This is a genomic window from Sphingobium ummariense RL-3, assembly GCF_000447205.1.
GTDB classification, from domain to species: Bacteria; Pseudomonadota; Alphaproteobacteria; order Sphingomonadales; family Sphingomonadaceae; genus Sphingobium; species Sphingobium ummariense.
This window is the reverse complement of sequence record NZ_AUWY01000080.1, coordinates 19795-45702: the sequence shown is the minus strand read 5'-3', so window position 1 is coordinate 45702 and position 25908 is coordinate 19795. Positions and strand designations below refer to the sequence as shown.

Sequence of the window (25908 nt, the reverse complement as noted above, 5' to 3'; positions counted from 1 at the left end):
GGGCGGGGGTGGCGGCTCATGCCCGCCGACGCGGAGAGGATCGCGTCGGCGGGCACGGCAATCAGTCCGCCGACTTATCCTTCGGCTTGGCGGCGGCGGGCTTGGCCGCCTTGGCCAGGTCCGCCTCCAGCTCGGCAATGCGGGCATTGCGGGCCTCGACGTCCGCCAGTGCCGCGGCGAGCGCCGCCGCGCTGTCCTTGCCGGCATCCTGCAGCTGGACGATCTCCTCGTTGGCTCGGCGCAGCGCGGCGGCCGTCTCGTCGGCGGTTTGCCGCAGTTCGGCCAGTTCCTGCTCCGGCCCAACTGGCAGCGGCACGGCCGGCTCGATCTCGACCGGCGGAGCGGCGTCGATGAAGGCCTGCAGATCGTCGTCGCTCAGTTCCGCCTTCAGTTCGGGGACGATGACGTAGGTGCCGATATCCTGTCCGACCATCACCGTGATCTGAGGGTCTTCCAGCAGCAGGCGGAGCTGCTGGACGGTAAGGGACAGGATCGCCACGGTGAGCGGCACGCCGACCGGGAAGGCCAGGCCGGCGCGGCGGTACGGCGTCTTGGCCGCCGTCAGCAGAAGCGCGCCGCGCATCAGGCCAGCCACGCGGTCTTGAACAGACGCGCGCTCCCTTTCCAGGGGTTGGTTGCACCCGCCGCATCATTCTCGTTGATGATGAGGGTGCGGGCGTTGCTCTCCAGGCTGGGCGGGAACACCAGCAGCGGCGCCTCCCCGGTGAGCAGGCCGAGCGGCCGGCCGTAATCGCCCTTCATGCTGCCGAGCGCAGCCATAGCCGTGGCGTAGTTGGCCGCGTTCAGCGTCTGCTTGCTGCCCCAGGCGAACTGCCAGAAACCGAAGCCGACATTGTAGCGGGCATCGACGCCGTACACGAACTTCTTCCGCCAGAAGGCGTTCTCGTCGTTCAGATTGTCCTTCGCGACGAACTGCGGCTTCTTGCGGTCCTGGAAGATGATCGGCTTCATGACCCGGCTGGTGTCGATCAGGAACCAGGGCGTGCCGGACCCGCCATCGGTGTTCGCGACCGAAGTGACATTGCCGGCCGCGTCGAGCACCGGATGATCGGTGTCGAAATAATATTGCCCGTCATAGCAGGGCGTCGAGAAGCCGGCCTTGAGCAGGCCGTACACCAGCTCGTTGGGATGCGCCGCGGTCGCCCGGCCCATCTCGGTGAACAGCATGTTATACTGGCCGAGATTGTCATCCTCGATGTCGTTGCGCTCGACCTCGATCGTGTCTTCCCAGTCCTTGTTCTTGATCACGTAATCCGATTGGGTGATCTGGTTGAGCACGCGGTCGCCCAGCCATTCACGCATGCCGCGTATCTGGTTGAGCCAGCCATATTCGTTCTTGCCGGTGCTGGACGGCACGACGGTGGCGACTTCCAGATATTGCGGCGGCGCCATGCCGAGGCCGCCGCGGAACAGGCCGGAGAAGGCCGTCCCGAGCAGCTGGAGATTACCTCTGTTCAGTTCCATGTTGTGCGGTTCCTTCTTCGGCTCAGACGAAGCTGACCCAGACGCCCTCGGCGTCCACGTCCACGATCTTGCCGGCGACACTGCGCGTTCCGGTACCGTCGGTCTTCGCGACCGTCTGGTTGTCCACGATGTAGCAGTCGTCGCCGATCTCGGCTTTGGTGATGGCGTCGGCCGACGCGCTGTTTTCGAAGGGGAACACGCCCTTTTCGACGCGGATTTTCAGCGCGCCGGCCGCGCCCGCGCTGTTGTCGACGGTCTCCATGGCGACGCCGTCGGAGATCTGGCCGGTGGCGGTGGCGCCGCTTGTGGCGTTGCCCGCCGCATTCAGCATCACGATCGTGCCAGCGTAGATCTTGGTGGCGGCCATGTCGCGGACGAACTGGCGGCCATCGCGCTGGCGCGTCTTGGCTCGGGGTGTAGCGATCGCGGTCATGCGGCGGCTCCCGTCTGTGCCTTCTTTTCGGCCAGGAAGGCCTCCTGGCTCATGCCGAGGGCGGCGCAGGCGGCGACCTCTTCGGCGGTGAGAGTGTCGGCGTTGCCGCCGCCCTGGCCGTTGCCGCCCAGGGCGGCGCCGGCAGCGACGACCACGGGCGCAGCGCCGATGAAGTCGCGCCAGCCCTGCTCGTTGGTCTTGAACAGGTTGAGGCCCCAGTCCTTCAGCGCCGGGACCAGCTTGCCGCCCTCGATCGCGGCGGCGACCTCCCGCTCGGCGCGCTCGCCTTCCAGCGTGGCGAGCCGGCTGTTGACCGCTGCGACCTGCTCGACCGGCACGAATTTCGCCGGGTCAACCTGGGCGGCTTTCAACGTCGAGACCGAGGCGGCGATATCCTCGACCGATGCGTCGCCGGCCAGCCCGGCGGCGATCGCGATCGCGCTGGTGGCAGGCGTGGCGTCCGCCTTCGCCTTCAGGGTGCTGGCGGCAGCCACGCACTCCTGTTCGGTGGCGCTGGCCGCAAGGCCGAGCGCCGCCGCAATCAGAGCATAGCTCATATCGTCGTCTTCTCCGGAAAGGCCGGCGGCGATCAGCCCCGGCAGGTCAATGGCCCCGACATTGGTCAGCGCCGAATTCTTGAGATAGAGCACCTCGCCGGTGCCGCGCTTGGCCGCGAAAAGCGGGCTGATGTAGCGATATTCCTTCGCCACGATCCTGGCGGTGGCGGCCTCGGTCCAGTCGACCGTGGCATAGATGCCGTCCTCCTCGACGGTCAGCTCTTCCTTCCTGGTCCACCCGGATGCGGGCGCCTCGGAGCCGGCCTGGAGGATTTGATGGTTATAGTCCCAGTTGAAGTCCGCGCCGCCCAGCCACTTGCGGGTGGCGGCAACGACCTGCTCGGCATGGGCACGGTCGCGCAGGAGATAGGGGCCGCGCCCGTCGCGCATCTCGATCGTGCCGATCGGCAACAGCTTCACGCGCCGCGCGGGCGCGCCGTCGACCAGGCCGACTTCGGCAGCCGCCGCCGCGACGATCTCATGCTGTTGATTGCCCCGCTTCATGCCGATGCAATGGCACGGCTTCAGGGGTTCGATGACCTCAACTGGTTGAGGCGATACAGGGCCTCGGCCCCGCAACGTTCATTGCAGGTCCAGACCGTCCGCGCCAGAGGCTTCTAGCGCCCCTGTCGCGATGTCCAGCGCCACCCGTCACGGCCGATGTCGACCAGGGTGCTGATGCCGTTCGCGGTGCGGCGGTAGCGCCGCATCAGCAGCGCGCGGCCGTCCTCGCCGGTCACCCACACCCAGCGGATATCGTCGGCCTTGACGATCGCCGCGGCGATCCGGTCGATCGCGACACCGGCAGCGCCGCCAGGTAGGCGCACTTGGCCGCCCGGCGCGATGAACCAGCCGCGGCCGACCGACAGCGGCCAGCCTTCCTTGTCCTCCCAGATCGCCTCTTTCCCGGCCGCGATGCCGAACGCCTTCAGGAAGCGGTCGATCAGCGCCTGCTGCGCGCCGCTCGGCTGGGCGGCGGCGCCGACATCCTCCGGTCCTCCATTTCGATCGTCGCCGAAGCTCTCGGGCAGAGGGGCCGGCGCCAGGCCGCGCAGATATTCCTTCCCGACATTGTAATCCCAGCCCTTGCCCAGGCCCTTCTCGATCATCCCTGTCTCGCCCGTGCGGCTGTTGGTCCAGGGCACCAGGTCATTGGCGGGCGGCGGCTTCGCATCGACGGTCACGCCCATGCGATCGAGCATGCGTTGCGAGCGGGCGACGACATCGCACCGGCATTCCCAGTCGCAGGGCGGCGTGTGCGTGTCCCACCAGGGATGATCGACGGGCAGGCGGACGCCATCCCAGTCGTGATGCTCGGGCCGCTCTCGCCCGTCCATGACGGACGAATATTCCAGGAAGGGAAAGGCCTTCTTGGTGCGCTGGATGCGCTCCCACTTGCCAGCGGCATAGGCGGTGCGGACATTCGCGCGAAAAATGGTCTTCAGCCGGCGCGGGCTGCCGAGCTGGACCAGCTCGTGCTGGCCCGTCTTCGGGTCCAGCATCGTCTTCCTGCCCCACCAGCCCTTGGCCTCCAGCTTCGGCCGCAGTTCTTTCTTGAAGGTCTCCAGCGTGATGCCTTCGCGGATCGCCTTGTCCACCGCCTCGCGGATGTCCTCCAGCACGTCGCGCGACATCGCCTTGGCGACGGTGAACCAACGGGCATGCTCCTCCCGGAAGACGTCCTGCCAGCTGAAGCCGATGCGAAAGCCCTTGGCCCGGAAAAAGGCGATCGCCTCTTCCGGCAGGACATTGGCCGGGGGCAGTTCCTCGGGGCCGCTCACCAGGGCGACCTGTAGCTGCCGTCGATGATCCGGCGCAGCAGGGCGCGGGCGGTGATGTCGGTACCGCCCGCCGCCCATAGATCGTCCAGAGCCCACTCGACCGTCTCGGGATCGCTGGCCGCCACCGCCTGGGCACGGAGCGCGTCCCAGGTCGCCAGCCGCCGGTCCATGGCGACGGCCTCATTCGTGCGGATCTCCAACGAGAGCGTCATCCGCCCGATGATCAGCCGCCAGTTGTTGGAGACGACCGTCGCGCGATCCATCGTGGTTGCATGGGACTTGAAGAAGCGCATCAGCTGGGCTCCGCCCCCAGAGCTTGCCGCGCGGCCTCGATCTCGATCACGGCGCGCCTCACTTCCTCGGCCATGATCGAAAAGATAGACGGCTTGTCGCGCGGCGCGATGGCACAGTGGACGCGCATCAGGTCTTCCGCGATCGTCGCCTCTATTGCTGGCGTGCGCCGCTCGACGCCTCCCACCGGCAGCGTCCAGCTTTCGATGGTCAGCGCATCCATGGCCTCGGCCAGGTGGGCGAGTGCGTCGCCAACACGAGGCGCGCTCACTCTCCCGGCTTCCCGATCAGCCCCGCGATCCTGGCGGCGAAGCCGGCGCGCTCGCCGAGCTGCGCGATCGCAGCGACGTCCATGTCCATGATCACGTCGCCGACGCGGGTGGCGAGCAGCTCGCGAACCTCCTCCAGGCTGGCGGCCTGATCCAGCAGCTCGTCGATCGGCGCCAGCACGGCGTCCATATCGGGCTCCCAGCTGCCGAGCATGTCGTCCACCAGGCCGTCGATCGCGTCCGGCTTCCTTTCCTGCGCGGCGGCGGCGACGTCCTGCTTCCGACTGGCCTCTGAGGGCGTTTTAAGAGGGCCTAAGAGGGCGCGTGGCGAATTTTTCGGTGCCAGCGGACCTTCGGGGTCCTCCTGCCCTTCCTGCGGCGAATTTTGGGCAGGCGCGACCAGCAGGGGTTCGCCGGGTTTCGGCTCGGGGATGCCGGTGCGTTCGCGCCAGGTCGAGACGGCGATCGGCACGCCCATGCGAACGCCGCGCTCGGTCGCGTCCAGGAACTCCTTCACGTCGACCGCGTCGGGCCTGCCGATGATGATCTGTGGATAGCGCCTGCGCGGGCCACGGTTGAGCAGGACCATCGGCATAGCCAGGTCGCGGGTCAATGTGGCGCTCAGCTCCACCGCGTCGGCGTCGGCGATATCGTCGCGTACATCGCCGTGCAGGTTCGCCTGGCCGGAGCCGAGGCCGCCGGCCTTGGCGTCGGAGCTGCTCGTCTGGCCCAGCACGACCTTGCTGACCGCATCGTCGATGTAGGTCAGCATCCCCTTGAACATATCGGGGTTGGCCGCGGCGCCACCGCTCTGGATGAATTCGATGACCATCGACTGCGGGATGACGGCGCCGGCATCCGACCCGATCTGCCCGACCGCCTGGGCCAACAGACGAATATCGTCCTCGCTGGTGCCGTTCTGATATTTGCCGACGCGAAGCGGCAGGCCATAGACCTCCAGGAAGGTCATCCAGTCCTTCAGTGTGAAGTTCGCGAAGAGATAATACCAGGCAACAACGCGGATCAGGCCGCCGCGGATCGGCAGGCCCGACTTGGCGGACGTCTGATGCACGATGAACTTGTAGGGCGGCAGCGGAGCCGGCTCGCCGCTATGGCCATCGATGCCGCCGCGCAGCAGCAGCTGCTCTCCCGTCACGCGGTCATATTCGAAGAAGCGCGGATCGCGTCGCTTCAGCGCGTCGGGCAGCCACTGCTCTCCGGTGTCCCAGATGATCTCGGTCGCGCTGACCCCCTTGCCCAGCGCATCGAGTATCTCGATCAGCTCGGCCTGCAGCGTCAGCCGCTTCGTCCAGTCGCGCACCAGGGCGGCGTCGCCCTGTTCTTCCTCGCTCTCCCCGGCCGCCTCCACGCGGACGGGCAGCTGCGCCACCGCCCGCTTCCGCACGCCCAGCACGCCGTTGTAGTGCGGATATTTCTCCTCGACCTCCTCGGCCAGCTCGTGTTGCGCGGTGGCATCGCCCTCCTCGGCCGCGCGCAGCAGCCCGCCGAGCTTCGCGGGATTTAGCCCCTGCGCCGGATGGCCGGACCAGATGTTGCGCACGCCCGACATCGTCGGCCCGCCGATCTCGCGCGTCAGCGTCTCGACGGCGGCGCGCAGCGGGCGCCCGCGCGTGTCGACCAAGGGGGAAGGGACGAGGTCGTTAGCCATGCGTGGATCTCCGAAACATCACCAGGCGCCTTTCTGAAAGCGCCCCTGCGCCTGCGATCGCGCGCGCTCCGCCATGCCGCGCGGCGTGTCGTCACCGCCGCCATGCGCGGCATCCCAGCTCGTCTTGGGCACCGATTGGTAGCGGATCATCTGCGCTTCCACGCCGAGCGCGCGCCACATCAGCGCCGCCGCCCAGAAGCGGTCGGCGTGAATGGTGCCGTCGTTGACGATCCGGACGGAGCCGCTTTCCTCGCTGCCCACACGCTTGATCGCCATCAGGTCGGCGCGAAGCTTCGGGTCGCCGGCCGGGATACGGATGCGGCCGACCTGGAAGGCGGTGGCGAGGCCGAGCGCAAGGTCCAGCCTGTTGGGGCCGGTCAGCAGCACGCCTTCCACCCGATAGGTGCCGTGCAGCGCCTGCAGGTCCTCGACCACCTTCTCGCCCATGCCGGTCTGGTCGATGCAGGCGCGCAGGACGCGGCGATCGGCAAAGCGCGCGTTGAACCAGGCATCCTGGTGCGCGAAGGTCTGGCCCACCTCGTCATAGACGTCGCGAACCCAGGCGACATCGCCGACCAGCTCGGCCCCCCATTGTATCTGGCCGTCCCGGCGCCGCGCCACGTCGCGGCCGAGGCCATAGAGACCGCCCATGTAGAACTGGCCGTCGCCGGCCTCGGCATGCTCGGCGCGGATGATGTCCTCGATCGAGATCAGCGAGCCTGATCCGACCTTGGGAATGCAGTCCAGCTCCTCGGCCGCATCGTCGCCATAGGAGGCGCGGATATTGGCTTCCCATTCCTCCTTCGGCTCGATCGGGACGCCCTTGGCCTTGGCGACCAGGGCGACGCGCTCATAGAGCCCGTCCGCCATCGCCTGGGCGAAGGTGATCGTCATCACCTTTCCGCGCCGGGTTCCGGACTGAACTTCGCCGATCAGCTTGTTGAAGGGGTTGCCGATCCCGTCATGGGTGGACACGACGATGACCTGGCCGCCCCAGATCAGCAGCGCCATGGCCGACTTCAGCACCTCGTCCACATTCTTGTGGAACGCCGCTTCGTCGATGATGACGATGCCCTGCTTGCCGCGCAGTGCGCGCGGGACGCTGGGCAGCGCCGTGATGCGGAACCCGCTGGCGAAGCGGATCGAGAAAGCCTTGATGCCCTCGTTGGGGCCATCGTCCAGGACGATCTCGCCCTGGTCCACGACCGCGCAGTTGAAGGCACGCGCCCACATGGCGCACACCTCGATAAACTCCAGGGTCATGTCCTTGTCATAACCCATGTACCAGACGTTCTGGCCGCCGGCCGCCATCGACGCCGCCGCGCGCAGCACGGCATGGGACGCGAGTCCCCAGGTCAGGCCGATACGCCGGCTCTTCTCGATGACCAGGAGCGAGACGCCGGTCATCAGCAGTGCGTCGGTGCGCGCCTGGTAGCCCAGCAGGACGCCGCCCTTGGGCAGCCGCACGATCACGGACTCCGCCGCCGCGCGATCGGCGGCCCGCTCGCGCCTGGCGATTTCCTCCGGTGGCAGCTTCATGCGCCCAGCACCGCCGTCGTGATCGCTTCGCGGATCGCGGCGACGCCGTCCTTCGAAAGCCCCTGCGCCCGCGCGGCGGTGACCGCCCGCTCGGCCGCTTCTGCCGTAGCCTTCGCGGCGGCTTCCTTGCGGATGCGGAAGACGTTGTCGGTGTTGGTCTTCTTGGCGCTGGCCAGAGACTGCAGCGACTGGGACAGGAATCGCACATCCTCGGGGCCGAACATCACCGGCTGCCCGTCGCCATCGTCATTGGTTGCGGTCGTCAGGCGCAGGATCATGGAGTGCATCAGCTCGATGTTGAGGTCGGCGACGCGATCCTCCGGCGCATCGCCGACCTGGGCGACGAGGGCCTGGGCGACCTCGCGGCTGTGGCGCAGCTGCGCGCCGATCTCCTCCAGGCTCTTGACGTGCCGGCCCAGCGCCGACCGGGACACGTCGCCCTGGCCCAGCTGCAGCAGCTTCTTGCGGATCTCGTCGATCGTCCAGCCGTGGTCGATCCGCAGCTTGCCGATAAGGTCCTTGATCTCTGGGTCGAGCCTGTCGATCGACGACGGCCGACGGCGACGGGGCGGCGGCATCGCCTTACCCCTTCGGGCTGGGGCGCTGGATGCCGGGGATGGTCGACCGACCGGCCGCCAGGTCGCCGCCTCGCTCGGTCAGGGTCGCGACGATCACGCCATCCATGGGCGTGATCAGCGTCACCGCGCCGACCTCCTGCAGCCAGGACAGGTGCGCGCGCATCTGCGACCTGGTGCAGCTCAGCCCGAGCGACTCGACTGCCGTGGTCAGCACGCTGTCATTGGCCGAATAGGTCGGCTGACTGGATAGCAGGCGCAGCACCGACAGCCTTACATGGCCGTCATAGACGTTTGAAAACTCGCTCATCAGCGGCCTCCCAGCCCCTTCTCAATCAGGTAGTTCATGATGATCGACAGATTGCCTTCGACGCGGGTCATCGCTTCACCCCGAGCCTGGTGCTTCACCTCGATCAGCTCCTTGAGGGCGTTGATGTCCTCGCGGGTGACGCTCTCGCGCTCGACCTGGTCGACCTTGTTGCCCACCTCCTTCACCTCGCTCTTGAGATCGGCGACGGTGCTGCCAAGGCTAGCGACCTTGCTCGCCACCGCGCGCAACTCGGTCTCCAGCTTGCGGGTGGAGACCGGATTGGCCTGTCCGCCCTTGCGCGCCTGCACGAAGCCGACGAAGACGATGCCGCCGATGATCGTGGCAATGATGACCCACTCGAAAATGCTAGACATCGCTGCCCCCCTTGATGGTGAAGACGGCGGCGACCCGTCCGAAGAAAGCGCGTGCCTGCTCGCCGATGACTTCGAGCACCGACAGGATCGAGAAGCTGAGCCCGATCGCCATCACGAAGGTGAAGAGGATTCCCGGCCGCCGCTCGACCACCCAGGCGAGCAGCAGCAGAGCGGTCAGCGCGGTGACGCACGCCGTCTGCCAGACGTTGAGCGGCACCGGCCCCTTGGGCGCGATCGGGCGCGCCAGGACGACGCCCAGCACCGCCAGGATCGCCGACACGACCGGCACGTCGATGCCCAGCATTGCGACATGCACGATGGCCTGGCCGGTCGGCGCCTGCGCGTCGTGCACCCCGGCCGCGACCGCAGCCGACGACCAGACCGGCATGAAAAGGGCGGGCGGAATCGCGAGGCGCATCAGCTCACCCTCACAGCTTCGATGTAATCGGCGTCGGGCGTCACGAGCGTGCCGCGGATGACCTTCAGCAATCCCTGGCTTCCGCCCTTGATGATCCAGCCTGGCTTGGCGGGATCGATCGAGAATGTATCGGCGAAGGCCAGCGGCGCACTGTCGCTGCGTAGCAAGTCGGTGACAGGCAGGTGGCCGCGCGTTTTCACGCGGCCATATTCGCCCGGATAGATGTCCTCCCATGCGACGCCGGCATAGCGCGTCGCCGGATCGGTCGCGGTCATCGCGCGCACGCGCCGGTCGTCAGGGTCGTGCGCGAGTACCATCCCGCGCCGGATGACGACCGCCGAGATGTTCTTCAGGTCCGCCTCCTCGTCGATCATCCGGGGGCGGTACAATTCGCCGGGCGCGAACAGCGTCGCGGTCGCGAAGCTGCCGATCGCTGCGTTGATCGTGGCGAGGATGGTGCTGTTGCTGACGTTGGTCATGTCGGTGGAAAAGACCGCCGTCGCCGACGCGGCGCCCACCGCCACGGTCAGGGACTTGGCATCGGTCGAACAGTCTCCCAGCAATTCCCCCATGGAGCTGTTGGCCGGGCCGGTGCCCGCGGTCGCGTTGCCGCTCACCTCCTGGTCGCCATAAGCGAAGGCGGCGGCCCCGCCGGCCGCGGCGCGCCCGTGAACGACCGCCCCCAGCAGCAGGTCGGCGGCGGCCCCCGAAAAGGTGAAGCCTTCGCCCGCTGCCGTCGACAGGCTGTCAAAACGCAGGGCGCGACCGAAGTCCGATACGGTGAAGATGGCGGGCGTGTTGGAATTGCCGTGGATGCCGATCTCGGCATCGCCCGACAGCTGCTGATCCGGCGCGTTCTGAAACCACTTGTTCGCGAGGTAACGAATGTCGCCGTTGAGTGTGCAGCCCTGGATCAGCAGCGGACAGGAGAGCATGGCGCCATAAGGTTCGACGATGACCGCGTAGCCCTGGTCTGCCGTATCGTTGCGGGCCGTAATCGTGCTGTTGAGCAGGCGCACGACCACCGGCTTCGTGTGGCCGCCATTGGTGTGGTAGAGAAAGCCAGCGTAGAAGCCGATCAGCTCGCTGTTGGTCACGTCCATGCGCGATCCCGACGATGATCCGAAGCCGATCGCGCAGGTCGATTTCCAGATAGCGCCAGGGTCGCCGCCATGGGCGGCCTGCCAGGCGCGCGCGCCTTCGTTGCCAAGATGCTCCAGAAGGCAATCGTCGAAGATCTGCTGGCTGTCCCGGATAGCGGTCCCACTGTCGCTATGCACGACGTAGCGCGCGTTGCGGCACTGCATCTTGATGGACCGGAAGATGACCGGGCGATCCGCCTGAAACACCGAGTTGGCCTCGATGTCGCTCGGGTCCGCGTCATCCGGCTGAAGCAGTTGAAGCGTCGTGCGCTCCCGACCCTTGCCGTAAAGCACCACGTAGGGCGGTAATTCATAATTTGGCGTGATGTCCCACACCCCCGCCCCGATCCGCACCAGCAGCCAGTCCGTCGGCGACAGGGTCTTTACGGACTCGACCGCCGCTTCGATGGTTGTGAAATCGCCGCTACCGTCCTTTTCAACCGTCACGACGAAGGGATAGTCGTAGTGCGGGTCGAATAGCTGCAGCGCCTTTTCCGCCGCTTTCAGCCGCGTGTGATTGAAACCCCAGCAAAGGTTTTCGGCATGGGTGACGTCATCGTCGTCGATGAAGAACTGGGTATCGATCCACTCGTACCACATTTCTTCGGACACGTTGCTGCTGCTCGACAGCTGCACATAGGGCTGCATCCGGACGTCGCCGGCCTGATGCGTCCATTCGAAAATGCAGAGGCGGTAATCGGTCCCCAGCCGTACGGTCCTGACCCGCTCGTCTGTCGGTCGACGCGGTCCCCCCGTGGTCAGGACTTGCGTGACCTGTGTCAGGGTGCGCGCGAAATTGGGCGACGTCCTGATCAGGCCGGCGGCCTTGATCTTCTTGCCGACCAGGTTGACCTGACTGTCAAGGTCGAGTGACCGCTGGACCTGGGTGAAGGCTGTCGCTCCGGATTTGCCGGGCGGCACGGTGACGCCGATCTGGCGGCCGCGGGCGTCAAGCCGGCGGATCGCATCGCCGCCTTGCGACGAGGCATAGACATAGTCCAGATCCTGGCCGGTGGCGACGTCGCGAACCGCCGCCTGCCGCACATACTCGGCTTGGATCAGGTCATTGTATCGGGCCGGCGACATCGCCGCGGTCGCGACGATGCGAAATTCCAGGCGCTTCAGTTCGAAGGACCGGTTGAGCGTGTCGCTCTCGCTGTCGTTGTGGGACAGGAGCACATCCAGCCGGCGCACGTCATAGGCCGGCAACTTGACCCGCGCCTCGATCTGGCGGCGGCCGTTGGCATCGGTATAGGCGTTTATGAGGACCGTCGTCAGGTTCGCAGAGACGCCGCTTTCATTGACCGCCTGGACCAGCGGCAGCAATCGCCGCTGGCCCACGCCATAGTTGCTGCTGGCGGCGACCTCGAACCGGATGCCAAGCGACTGTTCTCGCAGGTCGCCGCGAATCGCCTTGGGCACGGCCCATTCCCAACGGCCGTAGCTGTTGGCGCCACTCTCATTGGCCGGGATGCTCACGCCCATGCGCCGCCCGCCGGCATCGAAGATATAGGACGCGCCATTGTCGGCTATGCCGGTGCCGACGAGGTCATCCCATTTCGGCCCGATCAGTCGATCGGTCTGGGCCATCGTCAGGCCTGCGAAGATCGCCAGTTCCGACGTCCGCTCGCCGGCACGCCGCGCGCCCGATGCGGCCAGGCGCACGTCGGCGGCAATGATCCGGAATGTCTCCGTTGCTTGCGCCGATCCGCCGCCCGACGAGCTGGCCCGCGCCCCAAAAAGCAAGGCATCGGACGGCACGGTGCCGCTCATCTCGATCGTCCGGCTTGTGCCGGACTGCACGTCGGACAGGACGGTCGTCTCGACGTCAGGCGTAGCATCCGTTTCCGTCACGGCGCGCAGGTTGGGCGTGATCTCGCGCCCATAGCCTGCGGTGGTGACAGCGAGCAGGCGCACGATCACCTCGCGCCCGCGCGCCCAAGGCGGCACTTCCCATCGCGGCTCGGTCTGAGACTGCAGGCCGTTGTAACCCGCCGGGATCGACCAGCCCATGATCCGCCCCATGGGGTCGGTGATCGCCGTTGCGCCGCCATTGGCTTGGCCGACCACGGGTGATGTGTCGGACAGGATGGAAACGCTGGTGGTCTTGTCGTCCACCGACTTTGTCGAGGGAAAGCTGAAGACGGGTGTCGCGGTCGTTCCATCGTTGCGATAGGCGGTCGCCTCCTGCGAGGCCGGTCCCAGCGCCTTGAAGATCGTTCCAGGGGTCGTGGCGAGTCGGCCAAGTTCGGCGGTCTCGAAAATCGGATCGTTCGCGAGTGCGACGTCGCGGGCCAGGCGCGCATCGTCGGCGATCGCATCGACATCGCCGATCATCCCGTCGACACGCTCGTTGAGGTTCCGCACCTGGACGGCCCGCGTTACGATTTCGGCGCCGAGCTGGCTGGCGACCGCGTCGGTACGGCGCACGCTGCCTTCGACAGCCTGGTTTACCGCCTGCTGCGCCGCCTCGTCGCCCGCCGCACGCTCGCCGGCCACGTTGTCGACGGCGTTCGCGGCCTGTTGGGCGTTGCTATCGACCGCCTGAGTGAGCTGGTCGATCCGCGCCTCCAGGGCGGCGAGGCGCTCGGCCAGCGCTGGGTCGGTAGTAGGACCTCCGAACATCGTCACGGGCAGCTCACCTCCATGCCACGATCGCGATGCCAGCGGCACGCGCGCGCGAGCGCGTCGCGGCAGCTGCGCCCGGCGAGCAGCGCGTCGCGATCGAAGGCGAGGCCGGCGCGGTCGAACGCCGCCCAGGCCGCATCATCGGCGCCAACCGCGGGCAGCTCCGGCGCGGCGGGCTCGGGCAGGCAGGCCAGGTCATCGGCAGGCGGGTGTGACGTCACCACGGGCGCGGGCCTGCTGCTGCAGGCGGACGCAAGAATAATAGGCGCGGCGAGCAGCCAGCGGGTCCACGGTCGCGTCCACTTCATTGTCGGTGATCCTTTCGAGGGCATCGGCCTCGGCCTCCAGCCGGGCGTCGTCGGCGCGGCGCTGGGTGGCTGCCTTGGCATCGGCGGCGCGGTCGGCCTGGGCGGTGGCGGCGGCCTGGCCCGTTTCGTGGCGGCGAATGACGGCCCGGTCGTAGAGCGCCTTGCCCAGCCACAGCAGCAGGATCGCCGCGATGATCAGCAGCCCGACGGCGAGCTGACGGGCGCGGCGCTGGGGCAGGCCGGCCGACATGAACCAGGCGGCGATCGCGCCGATCATGCGTCGCGCCCCAGCTGCTCGGCGCGGTTCAGCCAGCCGTTGAGAAAGCGCCTTTGCGACGGGTCGGCGGCGACGATCGCGCGATATCGCGCCTTGGCCGCCGCGCGATAGGCGATGATGACGGCCGGCATGCGCGCGGCCGGACGGGCGATCACCGTGTCGAGCGCCGCCCGCGTCTTCTCGCCCAGGTCGCCGTCGACCTTCAGCGGCGGCAGGGCGATCCGGTACTTGCCGAGGCACGCGTTGAGCGCCTGCTGCAGCAGCTTCTTCGCCGAGACCAGGCCGCCGTTGACGCCCTGGTCGAACAGCATTTCGCCGACCGGGCGCGGGAAGCTGTCGGCGTCGAGCCGCAGCCAGAAGCAGCGATGGAAGAGGAATTTCGCGTCGCCAGGGGTCAGCAGGCGAACGTCCACGCCGTCGATGTCGCCGTCCATGTCCAGGTCGAAATCGGCGCGGCCGTCGCCGTCCAGGTCGACCTTGCCTTCCGCGACCAGGAAGCGGAGCGAGATGCCGAATTTCGTGGTGCCGCCGCGATCGACCGGATCGTCGACCAGGCCGCCCTCGATGCCGAGCACCGCCTTTGCCGCCGCCGCATAGCGAGGGCTCCAGCCCTCGGCGATGATGTCCTGATTTTCCCCGCTCATGGGGGAAGCTATGGCCCCGACGCAGCGGATCGCTGACCTCAACTGGTTGAGGGCGAAGGCCTACCTGATCCGGGTGTTGAACAGGTCCAGCTGGCCGCCCCGCTCCTCGGCGAGGATTTTATAGACCCCGGCCTCCGTATAGTCGGTCGCCAGCGCGATCTCCTGCACGGTCATCTCCGTCGTCCGGCGCAGCTCCAGGACCCGCTCCCGACGCGACAGCCCCTTGGGTAGCGCAAGGACGGTGCGATGGAAATGGTCTGCGATCTTCGCGGCGCTTTCAGGCCCGACGGCGACGGCGATCGGATGATGTGCGCCGATCGTCGCCGGCACGTAGAGGCGGGTCCCGCCCAGCGCACGGCAGAGCTTCTCCGTCGCCTCGACGCCGATCACGTCGGCGACGGCCTGGAAAATATCCGATCCGTGGTAGGAGCCGGGGCCGCGCATGTCAGAAGCACAGCCCCAGCAGCAGGCCCGCGACGAAGGCGAGCAGGCAGAGAGGCAGGGACGGGCCACGCCGCCGCGGCGTCGACTGGACCAGCGGCAGCGATTCCCAGGCGAGATGCTTGTGCGCCTGCCGGCCCGTGAAGACGCGCCGGCTCATGGCTTCACCTCGTCAAAGGCTTCCGCGCCGCCCTTCCTGCGGAGCAGCTTCCCCAAGCCGTGGGCGATCCGGTCATATTCCTCCGTCTCGAAGCGCGCCTGGTCCGGATCGCCAAGCCGGCAAAGCTCCCAGGCGGCCTTGCCCAGCGCCCAGTGGGTCGGCGCCAGGCCGGCCCGCTTCAGCTTGAAGAGGATCGCCTCGCACAGCCGGCCCTTCAGCGCGTGGACATGGTGCACCTTGGCCAGGCCGGCGAGCGACTGGTCCCAGCCGTGTCGCTCGGCCATCGCCTTCAGCCCCTCGACCAGCCGGTCGCCCTGCGACTGGTTGGCCCACTGGAACCGCTCGCATCCCATTTGACGGCGGGCGAAGGCCTCCAGCGCCGGTTCGGACGTCTCCCGCACCGCGCAGAGCAGGCCGAGCGAGATCCACATCGCCCGTGCCTTGCGCGCCAGCGGATGGTCGGCGCGGGCGGTCCCGCGCTTGCCGGGCACGGGCTTCGCCGTGGCGCGGAAGCCCAGGCGGGTGAATTCCTGCACCAGCGCCTCCAGCTGGGCGACATCGCAATCGGCGGCGCTGATCCGGCCAGTCACGCGGTGCATGACCGCGCGGTAGCTGTCCTCGTCCAGGCCGAGCTGCTTGGGCGCGATATGCACCTTCGCGATCAGGGCGCGACGCTTGGTATCGGGCGCGAATCGCGCGGGGGCGGAAGTGCGTGCGGCGGCAGCCATCTCAATCCTCCTCGAGGTCGCGAAAATGCTGGAGCAGCCGGTCGGTCAGGCACCGGAAGGCGGGATCGCTCTGGCGCAGCTCCTTGGCGCGGCGGCGGGCGTTGTAGATGGACGAATGATCCCGTCCGCCGAAGGCCCGCCCGATCATCGGGACAGAGCCGCACCGCAGCTCCATCGCCAGCCACACGGCCGCCGCGCGTGGCCGGAAGTGCTCGTAGCGGCGGCTCGGGCCGAGAATGTCGGCGCGCCGCACGCCGGTCTGGAACGCGACCTCGCCGATGATCTCGGCGACGCGACGACCCGGCGCGAAGGCGGGCACCGGCGCCGCCAGCTGCGCGACCATCAGGTTGAGCGCCGAGCGCACGGCCATGTCCACCGCGCTCATCGCCCGGCTCCCAGGCCGAGCGTGCCGCCGACCAGGGCGACAATGACGACCAGCGCCTGGACCAGGCTGATGGCGAGCATGACGCGCTCGCCCCGCCCGATCGGCTCGCCGCTGATCGGGTTGGTCAGCAGGGCATGCAGCCCCTTCGCGATCAGCCGGCGCATCAGCGCAGCACCCGGATTTCGCGGTCCTCGACCGCCCAGCGCACATGCGCCAGCTCCAGCTTTCCGCCGTCCTCCGACGCGGCCATGCTGGCGTTCTCGATGATCTGCCGGATTTCGCGCAGCGCGCCGGAGCCGGGCATCAGCGCCACGTCCATCAGCAGCTTGCGGATGCCAGGGTCGAACAGTTTCCAGGCGTCGCAGAAGGCGGTGACATCGCCTTCCTCCGGCCGGTCCTGCACGATGCGCTTGGAAATGCGGCTGTTGAGCCGCGCCAGCGCATCGCGCTCCCGCCCGGTCGTCAGCCGGCGGATCAGCTCGACATTGCCCAGCAGGCAGATGCCGAGCCCCGTGCTGTCGCTCCAGGCGCGCAGCTGCTCCAGCGCCTCGATCGTGAGGTGGTTCGCCTCGTCGACGATCAACAGCGCGCGCTTCTTGCGCAGGAAGCGGACGATCTCCGCGCTGATGATCGAGGGCCAGTTGCGCGGGCTGCCGACGCCGATCGCGACCTCGACCTGGCGGATCATGGGACCCATCTTCGCCGACACGGCGTCGCTGGTGATCATGTAGGCCGGGCTGACCCGGCCGAGGAAATCCTCCGCCGTCTTGGTCTTCCCCAGGCCTGGGCTGAAGCCCCCGGCCGTGATGCGGCCCGTCGCGGCGATCGCCAGCAGCTCCTGGATGCGAAGCGCTGTCGGCGTGTCGAAATAGCCGGGATCGGTGGGGATGCCCTCCAGCTTTTCCTCGCGGCTCTGCTCCGCCTGGCGAAACTTGAAGATCGTCTGCGCGATGTCGTCGTTGCGGCCAGCATAGGTGCCCTTGCAGAAGGGCTGGAGCGTCCCTCCGGGTATGCCCACCAGGTCGCCGAATTCGCGCCAGGACAGCTTCTTCATCGACTTGTAGCCGTTCGCCCAGTCGCGCATCGCCGCGACGTCGACGGGCAGGGTCTCCACATGGATCATGGGTCTTGTCCTCCTATTTCTCGATCAGGCGCAGCGCGGCGCGGCCGGCGAGCTGGTCGAATTTGCGGGCTTCAACGGCCCCCTGAGAGGGCTTTGAAAGGGCTTTGAGAGCGGCGTTGCCGCGGAACCGCGTGGGCCGGACGACGGCGGGTTCCGGCACTACCGTCGCCTCAGTCTCGATGCGCATCCGGGCGGCGATCTCGTCGGCCGACAGCAGCTGCTCGATGTCGCGCGCCTTGCGCACGGTCTTCTTCAGGTCGGCGCGCAGCTTCGCGCTGCGCCTGGCGGCGGCCATGTCGTCGAAGCGGGAGGCCTCCCAGCGCGCGGCCGTGCACAGGAAATTGCCGGCATTGTCGTACACATGGACCGGCAGGCTGAGGTCGTCGGGATCGAAGCGGACGGTCAGCAGCTGCCCGGCATGGCGGCTCAGCGCCTCCGTCCAGTAGCGATTGTCGGCGATCTGGACGAAGCCCGACTTGCGCTCGGCCCTGATCTGCTCGCCCGTCAGCAGGGCGAGGCGCATGTGATCGGCCGTCGCCTTGCCGACCTGCGACACGGCATAGCTCTTCGCGAAGGTCTCGGCGAAGCTGCCGCCCCGCGTCGTTTCCGTCTGCCGGCCCGTGCGCTCATTGTGGATGCGCATGCCCTGCTCGACGATTTCCAGGAACAGGGCGAGCGGCACCGCCTTCTCGCGGTAATTTTCCGGCTTGTTGTCGACATGGTTGCCCGACCAGGCACCCGCGCAGCGCGGGTCCTTCGCGATCATGTCGGCGACGTCGCGCCAGGCGCGCTCGATCGGCTTGGACTGGCCGGAATAGGGCTGGGTCCAGCTGATGCCGATGCCGAGCGAGGGCAGCAGCCCCAGCGGCTCTTCCTCGCGGACCTTGAACCGGAAGCGGTTGAGGACGCCGCCGGATATCCACTTGGAGGCGAAGGCGCGGCCATTGTCCATGGTGCAGCGCTTGGGAATGCCCCAGCGCTTGAACAGGTCGGCGAAGGCCAGGCGGGTGAGCAGCGCGCTTTCCGTATCGCCCACGCGCCAGGCCAGCATCATGCGGCTGTAGATGTCCTGGATGCCGACCATGATCGGCCGCTCGATCACGTCCCGGCCGTTCGCGTCCTTGCCGAAATTGACGAAGACGTCGAACTTGTGGCCGTCGATGTCGACATGCTCCATCGCGTGCAGGTGGGCGACGGTGCGCTGCTGCGCCGGGACCATCGCCTTGACCGCGTCCATCCCCCTGCGCAGCGCGATGACCAGGCGGGGATCGACCTCCCGCTCCAGCTTGCGCAGCATCGTCTTTTCGCAGGGCAGGGTGATCCCGCGCGGTGCGGCATAGAGGTGGACGGTGCGCCAGTAGCAGCTGCTGAAGGTGGGGCGCTCGGGCCGCAGATAATCGGACTTCAGGAATTCCCAAGCGCCCGCATCGACCTCCGCCTCCTTGCCGCCGCCCTTGCGACGCGGCGCCAGCGCGGGCAGGCGATCGTGGCCCGGCACGCCCTTCACCTGGACCAGCCAGTTGTAGATCGTGCCGGCCGTGACCTTGTGCTGGCGTGCGGCGGCGTTGACGGCGGCGGTGCGCGGCATGCCGGTCGCCGCCAGGGCCTCGACCATGTCGATGATCGCCGCGCGGCGCTGGGCTTCCGCCTTCACCTTGTCGCTCTGCATCTCGTACCACGCCCAGCCATGGGCCTGCCGCGCGATCGACACGGCGTCCTCGTCATTGGCCGGAAGCCACGCGATTCCCCGCTTCACCAGCTCGGCCTTGGCCGCGTCGGGCAGCAGCTGCAGATGATATTCCAGCCCGCCGCCGCGTCCCTTGCGCGGGCGGGCCATCGGCACACCGTTCCCGTCGACGCGCAGTGCCCAGTTTTCCCTGTCCGCCCGCTCGTTGACCTTGCGCTTGCTGCCCGGCAAGCCCGGCAGTCCAAGCTCTGCCAGCTCGGCCGCCGTGAACCAGTTGCGCCCACCCCCCGTCTCGATCATTTGCGGCGATTCCTCTTGATGGTGGGGTGAAGGCGCTGCAGCGATTTCAGCCTCTGCTGAAGCTCGGCGATCTCGCTGGAGATGTGGCCGACCTCGGCCGCATAGATTTCGTCACCGACCAGCAGCGACGCGCCGATCGCGCGCAGCTCGCGGTCCAGCAGGTCGAAGCGGTTGGTGACCGCGACCAGGGCGAGCATGCGGGCGAAGCTGATATTATATTCGGCCTTGCCGGGGCTGGCGTAGTGGTTGAGCATGTGGGCGCTGATCTCATCGGCCAGCAGCACGGTCATCTCGGCCGCGATCACGGTGCGGTCCCGATCGTCATGCTTCAGGATTTCCGCCACCGTCCGCGCGATTCGCGCGTCCATGCCCGCAAGCTCCGCCGGCAACGTCGCCGGCTTGGGCGCGTCGAAGGTGAAGGCGAACTGGTCGGCAGGGGCGCGGGTCTTAGGCATCGGCCCCCTCGGCACACCGGAACGGGAAGCCCGCCCGGTCGGTCTCATAAAAGGTGTTGACGATGGCCTTGTCGTCTTCGAACGATCCGCCGATGACCAGCGTCACGGCCCAGCCGGTAGGCGGGCCGAACCGCTCCAGCAGCCAGAATATGGCGGGCGTGCCCGGCGCATAGATGCGCTCGACGCCGTCCGCGCCCTCGCCCATTGTCGCCTCGTGCATGATCAGGGCATCGCCGCGCCGTAGCTGGGCGATCTCCCTCCGCGACATCGGCCGCAGCATGCTGTCGTCGCGCTGGGCGTTCAGCCATTCCATGACGCGCGAGGCCATGTCGGGCGTGATCTCCAGCGGAGCGGCCTTGATATTCGATCCCTCGGCCATCCTCAGTCCCTCATCATCCACGGCGATTCCCAGCGGGCGAAGTCGCCCTGCTGCTGCGTTGGGTCGGTCATCATGTCGGCGGTGCGCTCGGCGACCTCGGCCTGCGCGCGATGGCGCAGCGCGGCCCGCGCCTCGGCCTTGCGACGGCGCAGCTCCAGGATGGTGCAGCCCGCCTCCATCGCCTCGACGAATTCCTGGCGAGCGCGGGCGAAGCGTTCTGCGTCGGTTGCCGGGGGCGCCATCATGCCGCCTCCCGCCCGTATCCGCGCGGCGTAGAGGGCCGCAGCATCAGCTCCCAGCCCTGGAATTCGCCGGTGCGGAACCGCGCGAGGGGCAGGCAGAGCCGCAGGTCGGCGCGATCGTCGGCGGTGCCATGCTGGCGGATGCGGACGCAGTCGGCATGCCAGGCGTGCCAGCCCGACCAGCCGAAACTGATGCCGTTGGCCTCCCGCTCCGCGTCAAGGTCCGCGTCACGGATTGCTGCGGCGATATCGGCGATGATCGTCATGCGGCGGCCCTTTCCTCCAGGGGTGGAAGCACGCCCACGCGCATGAGGTCGAAGGCGCGATCGGCGACCTTCTGCTCGGCGCTGCGGGGCGGAATGAGGCGGATGATGGTGTCCGGCTTGGGAATATGCCGGTCCCACACATACCAAGCGTAATCGGTGATCCCACGCCGCCAGGCGGTGGGCTTGCCGGTCCTGGGATCGCGGTCATGCAGCGCCGTGCCGGGCGGCATCGACGGGCGGTCGCAGAACTCCAGTATCTCGGCGGGCGGGAAGCGTTGGAAGAAGTCGAAACGCTTCTCTCTCACGCGCCAGCCGATCGGCAGCAGCGCGCACACCTTGCCGGATGCCAGCGACAGCGCCTGCCGCACGAAGCGATCGGCTATGTCGGGCTTGCAGCCATAGGGCGGGTTGAACACGATGCTGAGAAGCGCCCAGCGCTCCAGTATGTGCGTCTGGTCGCCGAGGAAATCGTGGGTCCCCATGAACAGGTGCGGCATGCCCAGCGTCTGCGCCGACCAGCGGTCGACCAGGTCCGTGCCGACCGCCGCGACGCCCGCCGCCGCGAACGCCTGCGGGATGGTGCCCAGGCCGCAGCACGGGTCCCACACGACATAGTCGCGGTCGAAGGCGACCATCTCCATCAGCGCGCGGGACGTCCACGTCTGCTCGACATACCAGTCCTGCGGATGCCGCTCGGGGCGCGTGGCGGCGGTCATGCCCGCGTCCATTCGATTTCATCGTCGTTGCCGACGAGGTCGCGGAGATAGTCTTCCCAAATGATCAGCTGCTCGACGGCCAGGTCGACGCCGACCTCGACATGGGGACGGTCAGCGTCGATCTCCGGCACGCGCAGGCCGACAGCGTCCCCAAAATCGTGCAGCACGGACTGCTCACGGACCTGGTCGAACAGGAATTCGATGGCATCTTGCCCCAGTGCCGTACAGACGTGGATTGCGCCGTCTGGCACCGGCTTGTCGCCGATGAACTCAATCAGCCCGCTGGCCCAGACGATCAGTTTCTGGCGATCGCTCTTCACAGCATCCGCCCCGAGAAATAGTTGAATTGCTGCGGCTGACCGCCCTCGATGTGCGGGCTGGCGAAGTCTCGCGCGTCATAGGCCACCGTCGTCATCGCCTCGGCCGATGTCGGCCGCACGGTGCGCAGGTACTCGCGGCAGTCCTGATAGGCCTGCTGGTACTCACGGTTGAGGCGATCCTGCTCCAGCCGCGGCGCGCGCGCATAGGCGGTCATCGCCGCTCGCCAGGCCGACCAGAGCCGGTCGCGCAGCGCCTTAGGCAGGCTGAAATAATGGCCCTTGCAGAACAGCTTGCCTTTGCCGATCCGCACGTCGCAGCCCTCGGCGGCGCAGTGCACATCCAGCTTGGAAAAGGTACGACGCATCATGCGGCATCTCCCCGGTTGAGATTGTCGAGCAGGCGGCGCGCAGCGCGTTCGACGGCACGCTGCGTGCCGCGGGCGTCGATCCAGCGCTGGCAATTCAGGACGTCGGCAACGTCGATCCAGCAGCCCGCGTGATCGGTCACGATTACCTGCGGCCAGTCGAGCACCGTGCGCTGCATGATGGCGCGCATCGCGCGGATGATGTCGATCGAGCGGGGGTGCGGGATCGCCTCGTGTTCCAGCCGCATCGACAGCGGCTCATAGACGATCACAAACAGCTGACCGGTCGCATCGCGCGCCAGGTCCAGATGCCATTCAGTGCGCGACATCACCGCCTCCCGATGAAAAGCTCGATCGCGAAGCGGCCCCACTGGAAGACCAGCGTCCGTCCCTCGAAATCGTCGATGGATGGATCGTCGGCGTCGTCCAGGCCGACGCTGGACGCGACGGTGATGCCGACGCGCGGCAGCCAGCTCGGCCAGCGGCGCCGCTGCGGATGGTCGCCGATGCCCAGCTTGGCGGTGATGTCCTGGCAGCTCTTGCACATGGAGATCACCGACACGCCGAACTCATGCTCCATGTCCGCCTTTGCGCTGGTCAGCTTGTTGCAGATGATGCAGGGCGCCTGTTTCACAGCATCGCCTCCCGCAGCCGCTCGATGATGTCATCGAGTGCCAAGCTCGACAGGTCGGCATGGGCATCGCACAGCGCATTGGCGGCGGCGTCGGCCTTCTCGTACCGGGGGCCTTCCTGCATGCTTTCGGGGATGCCGTCGCGATAGGCTTCTTCGTCGGAGGCGATATCGGCCACGATGTCGGCCTGCGTCTCGATCTGCTGCTGGATATCCTCCAGCATCGCGATCACGCCCTCGATCTCCTTGCGTCGGACGCGGTTCACTTCGCGCCTCCAAGCCCGAGCTTCATGGCTTGGCGGCGGCGTTCTTCGGCATAGTTTGGCGCGACCATCGGGTAATCGAGCGGCAGCGACCAACGGGCAATATACTGGCCGGGCTGGAGGCCATGGGCAGAGCGCAGATGCCGCTTCATCACCTGATGCCGCTCGCCGCATTCTAGGCAGGCGATGTGATCGGGCTTCACCGATTGGCGGATCGGCACCGCCGGTGTCGGCTTTTCCTCCGCCGGAGCGGGAGGCGGCGTTTCCGCCCCGATCCGGGCGTCCAGCGCCTCGCGCAGAGCGACGAGAGCGGCGGGCTTGAAGGTTGCGACGATATCGCCCGCGATCTGGCGCTGGTCGCCGACGGAAAGGCGGGACAGGTTCGAGATCGCGTTGTTCATGAACTTGGTCGCGCCCGTGGCCGGCGCCGGCTTCGGCGCCGACAGGCCCAGCCCCTCCAGGGCCTGCGCCAGCGTCATGTCGGGCGCTTCGATCAGCCCCTCGATGATGGCGCGTCGAGCCTCAGGCGCATAGGATGCGATCTCCCGCAGCGCCGAGGCGTTCTCCCCGACGAGCGGATGCGTGGCGAGCCCGCGCCAGAGGTCCGGAAACGGCGCGATCAGCGCGCGGTGAAGGGCGAGGTCCTTCTTGACGCTCTCGACCGACATGCCGATCGCCTCGGCGATCTCCGCCCGCCATCCATATACGCGGGTAAAGTTTACCCCCGCATGCTCGGCCTCTGCCTGGTTGAGATCATCGTCCCTCTCGACGCTGGCCGCCTTGGCCTTCATCGCGCTCCAGCGGGCACGTGCTGCGATTTCCTGCTGGCTCAGACCCTCGTGCTGGTCATTGACGCGAGCTTCCGCCGCATCCGCAAGCGCGCGCACGAAATTGGCGCGCTCCAGCGGGCTGCGGCTGCCGCGCTCGATATTCTCGGAGGCTTCGATCCGGCGCAGCGCCTTTTCGTCGCCCGACACGACGATGGCATCGATCGCGCGCAGCTGCTCTAGCCGGGCGCCTTCCAGTCGATGAAGGCCAGCGACCAGCGTCCACGGCTTTGCCGCGCGCGGCCCGTTCTTCCTGATCTTGATCGGCTCGTTCTGGCCGTCCTCGACCATCAGCCGGCCGATCGCCGCCGCCTTGACGGGCCAGAAGGCGCCGAGGCGCTCGCCAATCTCGATGTCGGCGACGGGAATTTGCAGCACGACGTCGACCTGCGCCGGCTCGGCTGTCTTGGGTGCGGTAGCCATATCTAGCGCGCCCCCTCATTTTGGCGGTGCGCTGCTACCTTTTCGGAGGTATTGTCCCGAATATGGGATTTAAACCGACCCGGAAAGAGCGCCTCGACAGTGCTGTCCAACTCCTGCGCGATTGCATGCGCGGTCTTCGCTATCGCGCGCCCACGAAGAACGTCGCGCGTGGACTGCGGGGGCAACCCGCGCGCCACCTCGAAAGCTGCCATGGAGCCATGACGCTTCCTGATCTCAGATTTTATGTCCTCGCGATGAGGAGCTTCAGCTAGCATGTCCCAATCCTTGAGCGACAATCAGATGAGTTGGGACAATATTTCCCGAAAACGGGAAATGCAACCTGAAAGTGGGATTGCGGGGTTCGCGGCTCGTTATGGCGCGCGTTTGAGCGAGCTTAAGCTCACGGATGCTGAGATTTCCCGCCAGACGGGCATCCCTTCATCGTCGCTCTCGCGCTATCGGAAGGGCGAAGGTGTCCCGAAAGCGGAGCATCTGTTTCCGTTATCGGATGTTCTTAAGGCGGACGCCCGATGGCTGGTCAGCGGGGTAACGGCGCCCGCTTCAGTGATAGATGCCGAGGACGCAGAATGGGAACAGCTTCCCTTTTTCGATCTTCGTGACCTCTCGGACACGGGGAAGGGGCGCCCACACTATTGGACGCCTTTCCGCAAGGACTGGCTCAATCGCGCGCTGGGTACATCGGTCGACCTTTACCTGGTCCGGCTGCTGTCTGATTATCACAGCCGGACTGGAGACCGCGATCTGACGGAAGGTGACCTGGTGTTCTGCCGTGAGATAACGCCGGTTGAGCTGCAGGACGGCCATGTTGTCATCTGGCGCCGGGAGCAAGGACTGAAGGTCGCCCGCTATTCGCTGCGCCCACGCGAGCGCGTCGAGGAAGATGTCATCACGCCGGAGGAAGTGGGCGACGACCAGTTCGTTCCCGTCGCGCGAATCCTCGGCAAATATCTTCAGAGAGTATGACGATGCGCCTGCCGTTCCTCATTGGTTGCGCGGCCCTTGCTGCCTGCGGTCAATCCTCGCCGGACCCCTCTGTCCGTGCTGAAGCACCCTTCGCGATGAACAAAATCGCGCAGGCATCATTTGACCAGGAGGCGAAGCCTAGAATGGCTCAAACTAGACAGGCCACTGCCGGGGAGACGGAGGATAAGCGTAAGGGTTTCCACTGCCTCAGCTCGTGGGATGGTTCCAATAGGTCATTGGTTTCGCAGGTGAAGGAAGGCCTTCGCAACCCTAGCTCATTCGAGCATGCTGACACTGAGATCGGGCCGGAGGTCCGCACGGGATTTCACCCTTTGAAGATGAAGTATCGCGCAGAAAATGGCTTTGGAGGAATGAACGTCGAGGAGGTCGTCGCGGCTGTAGATCACGAGACCTGCAGGGCGACCATCATCACCTCGGTCGAGCAAATGAACGCGCTGCTTCCGGCAGCCTGATTGACTCTTTTGTTCTCCTAATGTTCTCATTCATTCGCCG

The 25908-nt window shown here is 67.1% G+C and carries 38 protein-coding genes; 2 read left to right on the top strand and 36 right to left on the bottom strand.

Translation table 11 applies throughout. From position 1 onward, the window contains the following. Positions 1-61 precede the first annotated feature (61 nt). The 36 genes from M529_RS36370 to M529_RS50735 all read right to left on the bottom strand — a co-directional run bounded on the left by M529_RS36370 (position 62) and on the right by M529_RS50735 (position 24686). On the bottom strand, positions 62-595 hold the full coding sequence (locus tag M529_RS36370) for a hypothetical protein (RefSeq protein WP_021318179.1): 534 nt from the start codon (positions 593-595) through the stop codon (positions 62-64). Then, complete coding sequence (locus tag M529_RS36365; protein ID WP_021318178.1) at positions 583-1485, bottom strand: Mu-like prophage major head subunit gpT family protein; 903 nt, start codon at positions 1483-1485, stop codon at positions 583-585. Before M529_RS36365 ends, M529_RS36370 begins: the two co-directional genes overlap by 13 nt. Before the next feature lie 22 nt (positions 1486-1507). Then, entirely contained in the window at positions 1508-1918 is a 411-nt protein-coding gene (locus tag M529_RS36360) for a hypothetical protein (protein ID WP_021318177.1), read from the bottom strand. Continuing rightward, the gene (locus tag M529_RS47760) at positions 1915-2979 is read right to left on the bottom strand and encodes a phage protease (RefSeq protein WP_021318176.1); all 1065 of its coding nucleotides are present in this window, start codon (positions 2977-2979) and stop codon (positions 1915-1917) included. Before M529_RS47760 ends, M529_RS36360 begins: the two co-directional genes overlap by 4 nt. 113 nt (positions 2980-3092) lie before the next feature. Then, complete coding sequence (locus M529_RS47755) at positions 3093-4256, bottom strand: phage head morphogenesis protein (RefSeq protein WP_021318175.1); 1164 nt, start codon at positions 4254-4256, stop codon at positions 3093-3095. Beyond that, positions 4253-4549 carry a hypothetical protein gene (locus tag M529_RS36355; protein ID WP_021318174.1) on the bottom strand — a complete coding sequence of 99 codons (297 nt, stop codon included), beginning with the start codon at positions 4547-4549 and terminating at the stop codon, positions 4253-4255. Before M529_RS36355 ends, M529_RS47755 begins: the two co-directional genes overlap by 4 nt. After that, entirely contained in the window at positions 4549-4818 is a 270-nt protein-coding gene (locus M529_RS36350; RefSeq protein ID WP_021318173.1) for a hypothetical protein, read from the bottom strand. Before M529_RS36350 ends, M529_RS36355 begins: the two co-directional genes overlap by 1 nt. Beyond that, positions 4815-6485: a DUF935 domain-containing protein gene (locus tag M529_RS36345; protein WP_021318172.1), complete on the bottom strand. Its 1671-nt coding sequence runs from the start codon at positions 6483-6485 to the stop codon at positions 4815-4817. The genes M529_RS36350 and M529_RS36345 overlap by 4 nt, the downstream gene beginning before the upstream one ends. An 18-nt stretch (positions 6486-6503) precedes the next feature. Then, entirely contained in the window at positions 6504-8024 is a 1521-nt protein-coding gene (locus M529_RS47750) for a phage terminase large subunit family protein (protein ID WP_021318171.1), read from the bottom strand. Beyond that, on the bottom strand, positions 8021-8602 hold the full coding sequence (locus tag M529_RS36340) for a phage protein Gp27 family protein (RefSeq protein ID WP_021318170.1): 582 nt from the start codon (positions 8600-8602) through the stop codon (positions 8021-8023). The genes M529_RS47750 and M529_RS36340 overlap by 4 nt, the downstream gene beginning before the upstream one ends. 4 nt (positions 8603-8606) lie before the next feature. After that, entirely contained in the window at positions 8607-8909 is a 303-nt protein-coding gene (locus M529_RS36335; RefSeq protein WP_021318169.1) for a VpaChn25_0724 family phage protein, read from the bottom strand. Then, complete coding sequence (locus M529_RS36330; protein ID WP_021318168.1) at positions 8909-9283, bottom strand: hypothetical protein; 375 nt, start codon at positions 9281-9283, stop codon at positions 8909-8911. Before M529_RS36330 ends, M529_RS36335 begins: the two co-directional genes overlap by 1 nt. Beyond that, positions 9276-9701 (bottom strand): hypothetical protein, encoded by a 426-nt coding sequence (locus M529_RS36325; RefSeq protein WP_021318167.1) that lies wholly within the window; start codon positions 9699-9701, stop codon positions 9276-9278. The genes M529_RS36330 and M529_RS36325 overlap by 8 nt, the downstream gene beginning before the upstream one ends. Further along, positions 9701-13474: a PemB family protein gene (locus M529_RS36320; protein ID WP_021318166.1), complete on the bottom strand. Its 3774-nt coding sequence runs from the start codon at positions 13472-13474 to the stop codon at positions 9701-9703. The genes M529_RS36325 and M529_RS36320 overlap by 1 nt, the downstream gene beginning before the upstream one ends. Continuing rightward, positions 13471-13692, bottom strand: a complete 222-nt coding sequence (locus M529_RS49255) for a hypothetical protein (protein WP_161626348.1) — start codon at positions 13690-13692, stop codon at positions 13471-13473. The genes M529_RS36320 and M529_RS49255 overlap by 4 nt, the downstream gene beginning before the upstream one ends. Beyond that, the gene (locus tag M529_RS49250; RefSeq protein WP_021318164.1) at positions 13667-14056 is read right to left on the bottom strand and encodes a hypothetical protein; all 390 of its coding nucleotides are present in this window, start codon (positions 14054-14056) and stop codon (positions 13667-13669) included. Before M529_RS49250 ends, M529_RS49255 begins: the two co-directional genes overlap by 26 nt. Beyond that, on the bottom strand, positions 14053-14700 hold the full coding sequence (locus tag M529_RS36305) for a glycoside hydrolase family 108 protein (protein ID WP_021318163.1): 648 nt from the start codon (positions 14698-14700) through the stop codon (positions 14053-14055). Before M529_RS36305 ends, M529_RS49250 begins: the two co-directional genes overlap by 4 nt. A gap of 60 nt (positions 14701-14760) precedes the next feature. After that, positions 14761-15144, bottom strand: a complete 384-nt coding sequence (locus M529_RS36300) for a hypothetical protein (protein ID WP_021318162.1) — start codon at positions 15142-15144, stop codon at positions 14761-14763. 1 nt (position 15145) lies between these two features. Further along, positions 15146-15301, bottom strand: a complete 156-nt coding sequence (locus M529_RS49735) for a hypothetical protein (RefSeq protein WP_021318161.1) — start codon at positions 15299-15301, stop codon at positions 15146-15148. After that, a complete protein-coding gene (locus M529_RS47745) occupies positions 15298-16029 on the bottom strand; it encodes a gp16 family protein (protein WP_021318160.1) in 732 nt (243 codons plus the stop codon). Before M529_RS47745 ends, M529_RS49735 begins: the two co-directional genes overlap by 4 nt. A 1-nt stretch (position 16030) precedes the next feature. Next, positions 16031-16414: a helix-turn-helix domain-containing protein gene (locus M529_RS49730; protein WP_021318159.1), complete on the bottom strand. Its 384-nt coding sequence runs from the start codon at positions 16412-16414 to the stop codon at positions 16031-16033. Beyond that, positions 16411-16578 carry a hypothetical protein gene (locus tag M529_RS49725; protein WP_021318158.1) on the bottom strand — a complete coding sequence of 56 codons (168 nt, stop codon included), beginning with the start codon at positions 16576-16578 and terminating at the stop codon, positions 16411-16413. Before M529_RS49725 ends, M529_RS49730 begins: the two co-directional genes overlap by 4 nt. Further along, positions 16578-17537: an AAA family ATPase gene (locus tag M529_RS36285; RefSeq protein WP_021318157.1), complete on the bottom strand. Its 960-nt coding sequence runs from the start codon at positions 17535-17537 to the stop codon at positions 16578-16580. The genes M529_RS49725 and M529_RS36285 overlap by 1 nt, the downstream gene beginning before the upstream one ends. Before the next feature lie 13 nt (positions 17538-17550). After that, positions 17551-19524 carry a transposase domain-containing protein gene (locus M529_RS36280; RefSeq protein WP_021318156.1) on the bottom strand — a complete coding sequence of 658 codons (1974 nt, stop codon included), beginning with the start codon at positions 19522-19524 and terminating at the stop codon, positions 17551-17553. Beyond that, the gene (locus tag M529_RS36275; RefSeq protein ID WP_021318155.1) at positions 19521-19979 is read right to left on the bottom strand and encodes a hypothetical protein; all 459 of its coding nucleotides are present in this window, start codon (positions 19977-19979) and stop codon (positions 19521-19523) included. Before M529_RS36275 ends, M529_RS36280 begins: the two co-directional genes overlap by 4 nt. Continuing rightward, on the bottom strand, positions 19972-20358 hold the full coding sequence (locus tag M529_RS36270) for a hypothetical protein (protein ID WP_021318154.1): 387 nt from the start codon (positions 20356-20358) through the stop codon (positions 19972-19974). Before M529_RS36270 ends, M529_RS36275 begins: the two co-directional genes overlap by 8 nt. A 2-nt stretch (positions 20359-20360) precedes the next feature. Continuing rightward, complete coding sequence (locus tag M529_RS36265; RefSeq protein ID WP_152522594.1) at positions 20361-20603, bottom strand: hypothetical protein; 243 nt, start codon at positions 20601-20603, stop codon at positions 20361-20363. Next, the gene (locus M529_RS36260) at positions 20600-20866 is read right to left on the bottom strand and encodes a hypothetical protein (RefSeq protein WP_021318152.1); all 267 of its coding nucleotides are present in this window, start codon (positions 20864-20866) and stop codon (positions 20600-20602) included. The genes M529_RS36265 and M529_RS36260 overlap by 4 nt, the downstream gene beginning before the upstream one ends. After that, complete coding sequence (locus tag M529_RS36255) at positions 20863-21582, bottom strand: TRM11 family methyltransferase (RefSeq protein ID WP_152522593.1); 720 nt, start codon at positions 21580-21582, stop codon at positions 20863-20865. The genes M529_RS36260 and M529_RS36255 overlap by 4 nt, the downstream gene beginning before the upstream one ends. Next, positions 21579-21902 (bottom strand): hypothetical protein, encoded by a 324-nt coding sequence (locus M529_RS36250; RefSeq protein ID WP_021318150.1) that lies wholly within the window; start codon positions 21900-21902, stop codon positions 21579-21581. The genes M529_RS36255 and M529_RS36250 overlap by 4 nt, the downstream gene beginning before the upstream one ends. After that, entirely contained in the window at positions 21899-22270 is a 372-nt protein-coding gene (locus tag M529_RS36245) for a hypothetical protein (protein ID WP_152522592.1), read from the bottom strand. Before M529_RS36245 ends, M529_RS36250 begins: the two co-directional genes overlap by 4 nt. Continuing rightward, the gene (locus M529_RS36240) at positions 22267-22596 is read right to left on the bottom strand and encodes a hypothetical protein (protein WP_021318148.1); all 330 of its coding nucleotides are present in this window, start codon (positions 22594-22596) and stop codon (positions 22267-22269) included. The genes M529_RS36245 and M529_RS36240 overlap by 4 nt, the downstream gene beginning before the upstream one ends. Beyond that, positions 22596-22901 carry a hypothetical protein gene (locus M529_RS36235; protein WP_021318147.1) on the bottom strand — a complete coding sequence of 102 codons (306 nt, stop codon included), beginning with the start codon at positions 22899-22901 and terminating at the stop codon, positions 22596-22598. Before M529_RS36235 ends, M529_RS36240 begins: the two co-directional genes overlap by 1 nt. Continuing rightward, positions 22898-23164 carry a hypothetical protein gene (locus M529_RS36230; protein ID WP_021318146.1) on the bottom strand — a complete coding sequence of 89 codons (267 nt, stop codon included), beginning with the start codon at positions 23162-23164 and terminating at the stop codon, positions 22898-22900. The genes M529_RS36235 and M529_RS36230 overlap by 4 nt, the downstream gene beginning before the upstream one ends. Beyond that, positions 23161-24411 carry a MucR family transcriptional regulator gene (locus M529_RS47740; protein ID WP_021318145.1) on the bottom strand — a complete coding sequence of 417 codons (1251 nt, stop codon included), beginning with the start codon at positions 24409-24411 and terminating at the stop codon, positions 23161-23163. The genes M529_RS36230 and M529_RS47740 overlap by 4 nt, the downstream gene beginning before the upstream one ends. Before the next feature lie 2 nt (positions 24412-24413). Further along, the gene (locus M529_RS50735; RefSeq protein WP_021318144.1) at positions 24414-24686 is read right to left on the bottom strand and encodes a helix-turn-helix domain-containing protein; all 273 of its coding nucleotides are present in this window, start codon (positions 24684-24686) and stop codon (positions 24414-24416) included. Positions 24687-24696: 10 nt separating this feature from the next. Between M529_RS50735 and M529_RS36220 the strand changes: the two genes are divergently transcribed. Both M529_RS36220 and M529_RS0124645 read left to right on the top strand, forming a co-directional pair. Next, on the top strand, positions 24697-25395 hold the full coding sequence (locus tag M529_RS36220) for a helix-turn-helix domain-containing protein (RefSeq protein WP_161626347.1): 699 nt from the start codon (positions 24697-24699) through the stop codon (positions 25393-25395). After that, entirely contained in the window at positions 25392-25868 is a 477-nt protein-coding gene (locus tag M529_RS0124645; protein ID WP_161626346.1) for a hypothetical protein, read from the top strand. Before M529_RS36220 ends, M529_RS0124645 begins: the two co-directional genes overlap by 4 nt. Positions 25869-25908: the final 40 nt, after the last annotated feature.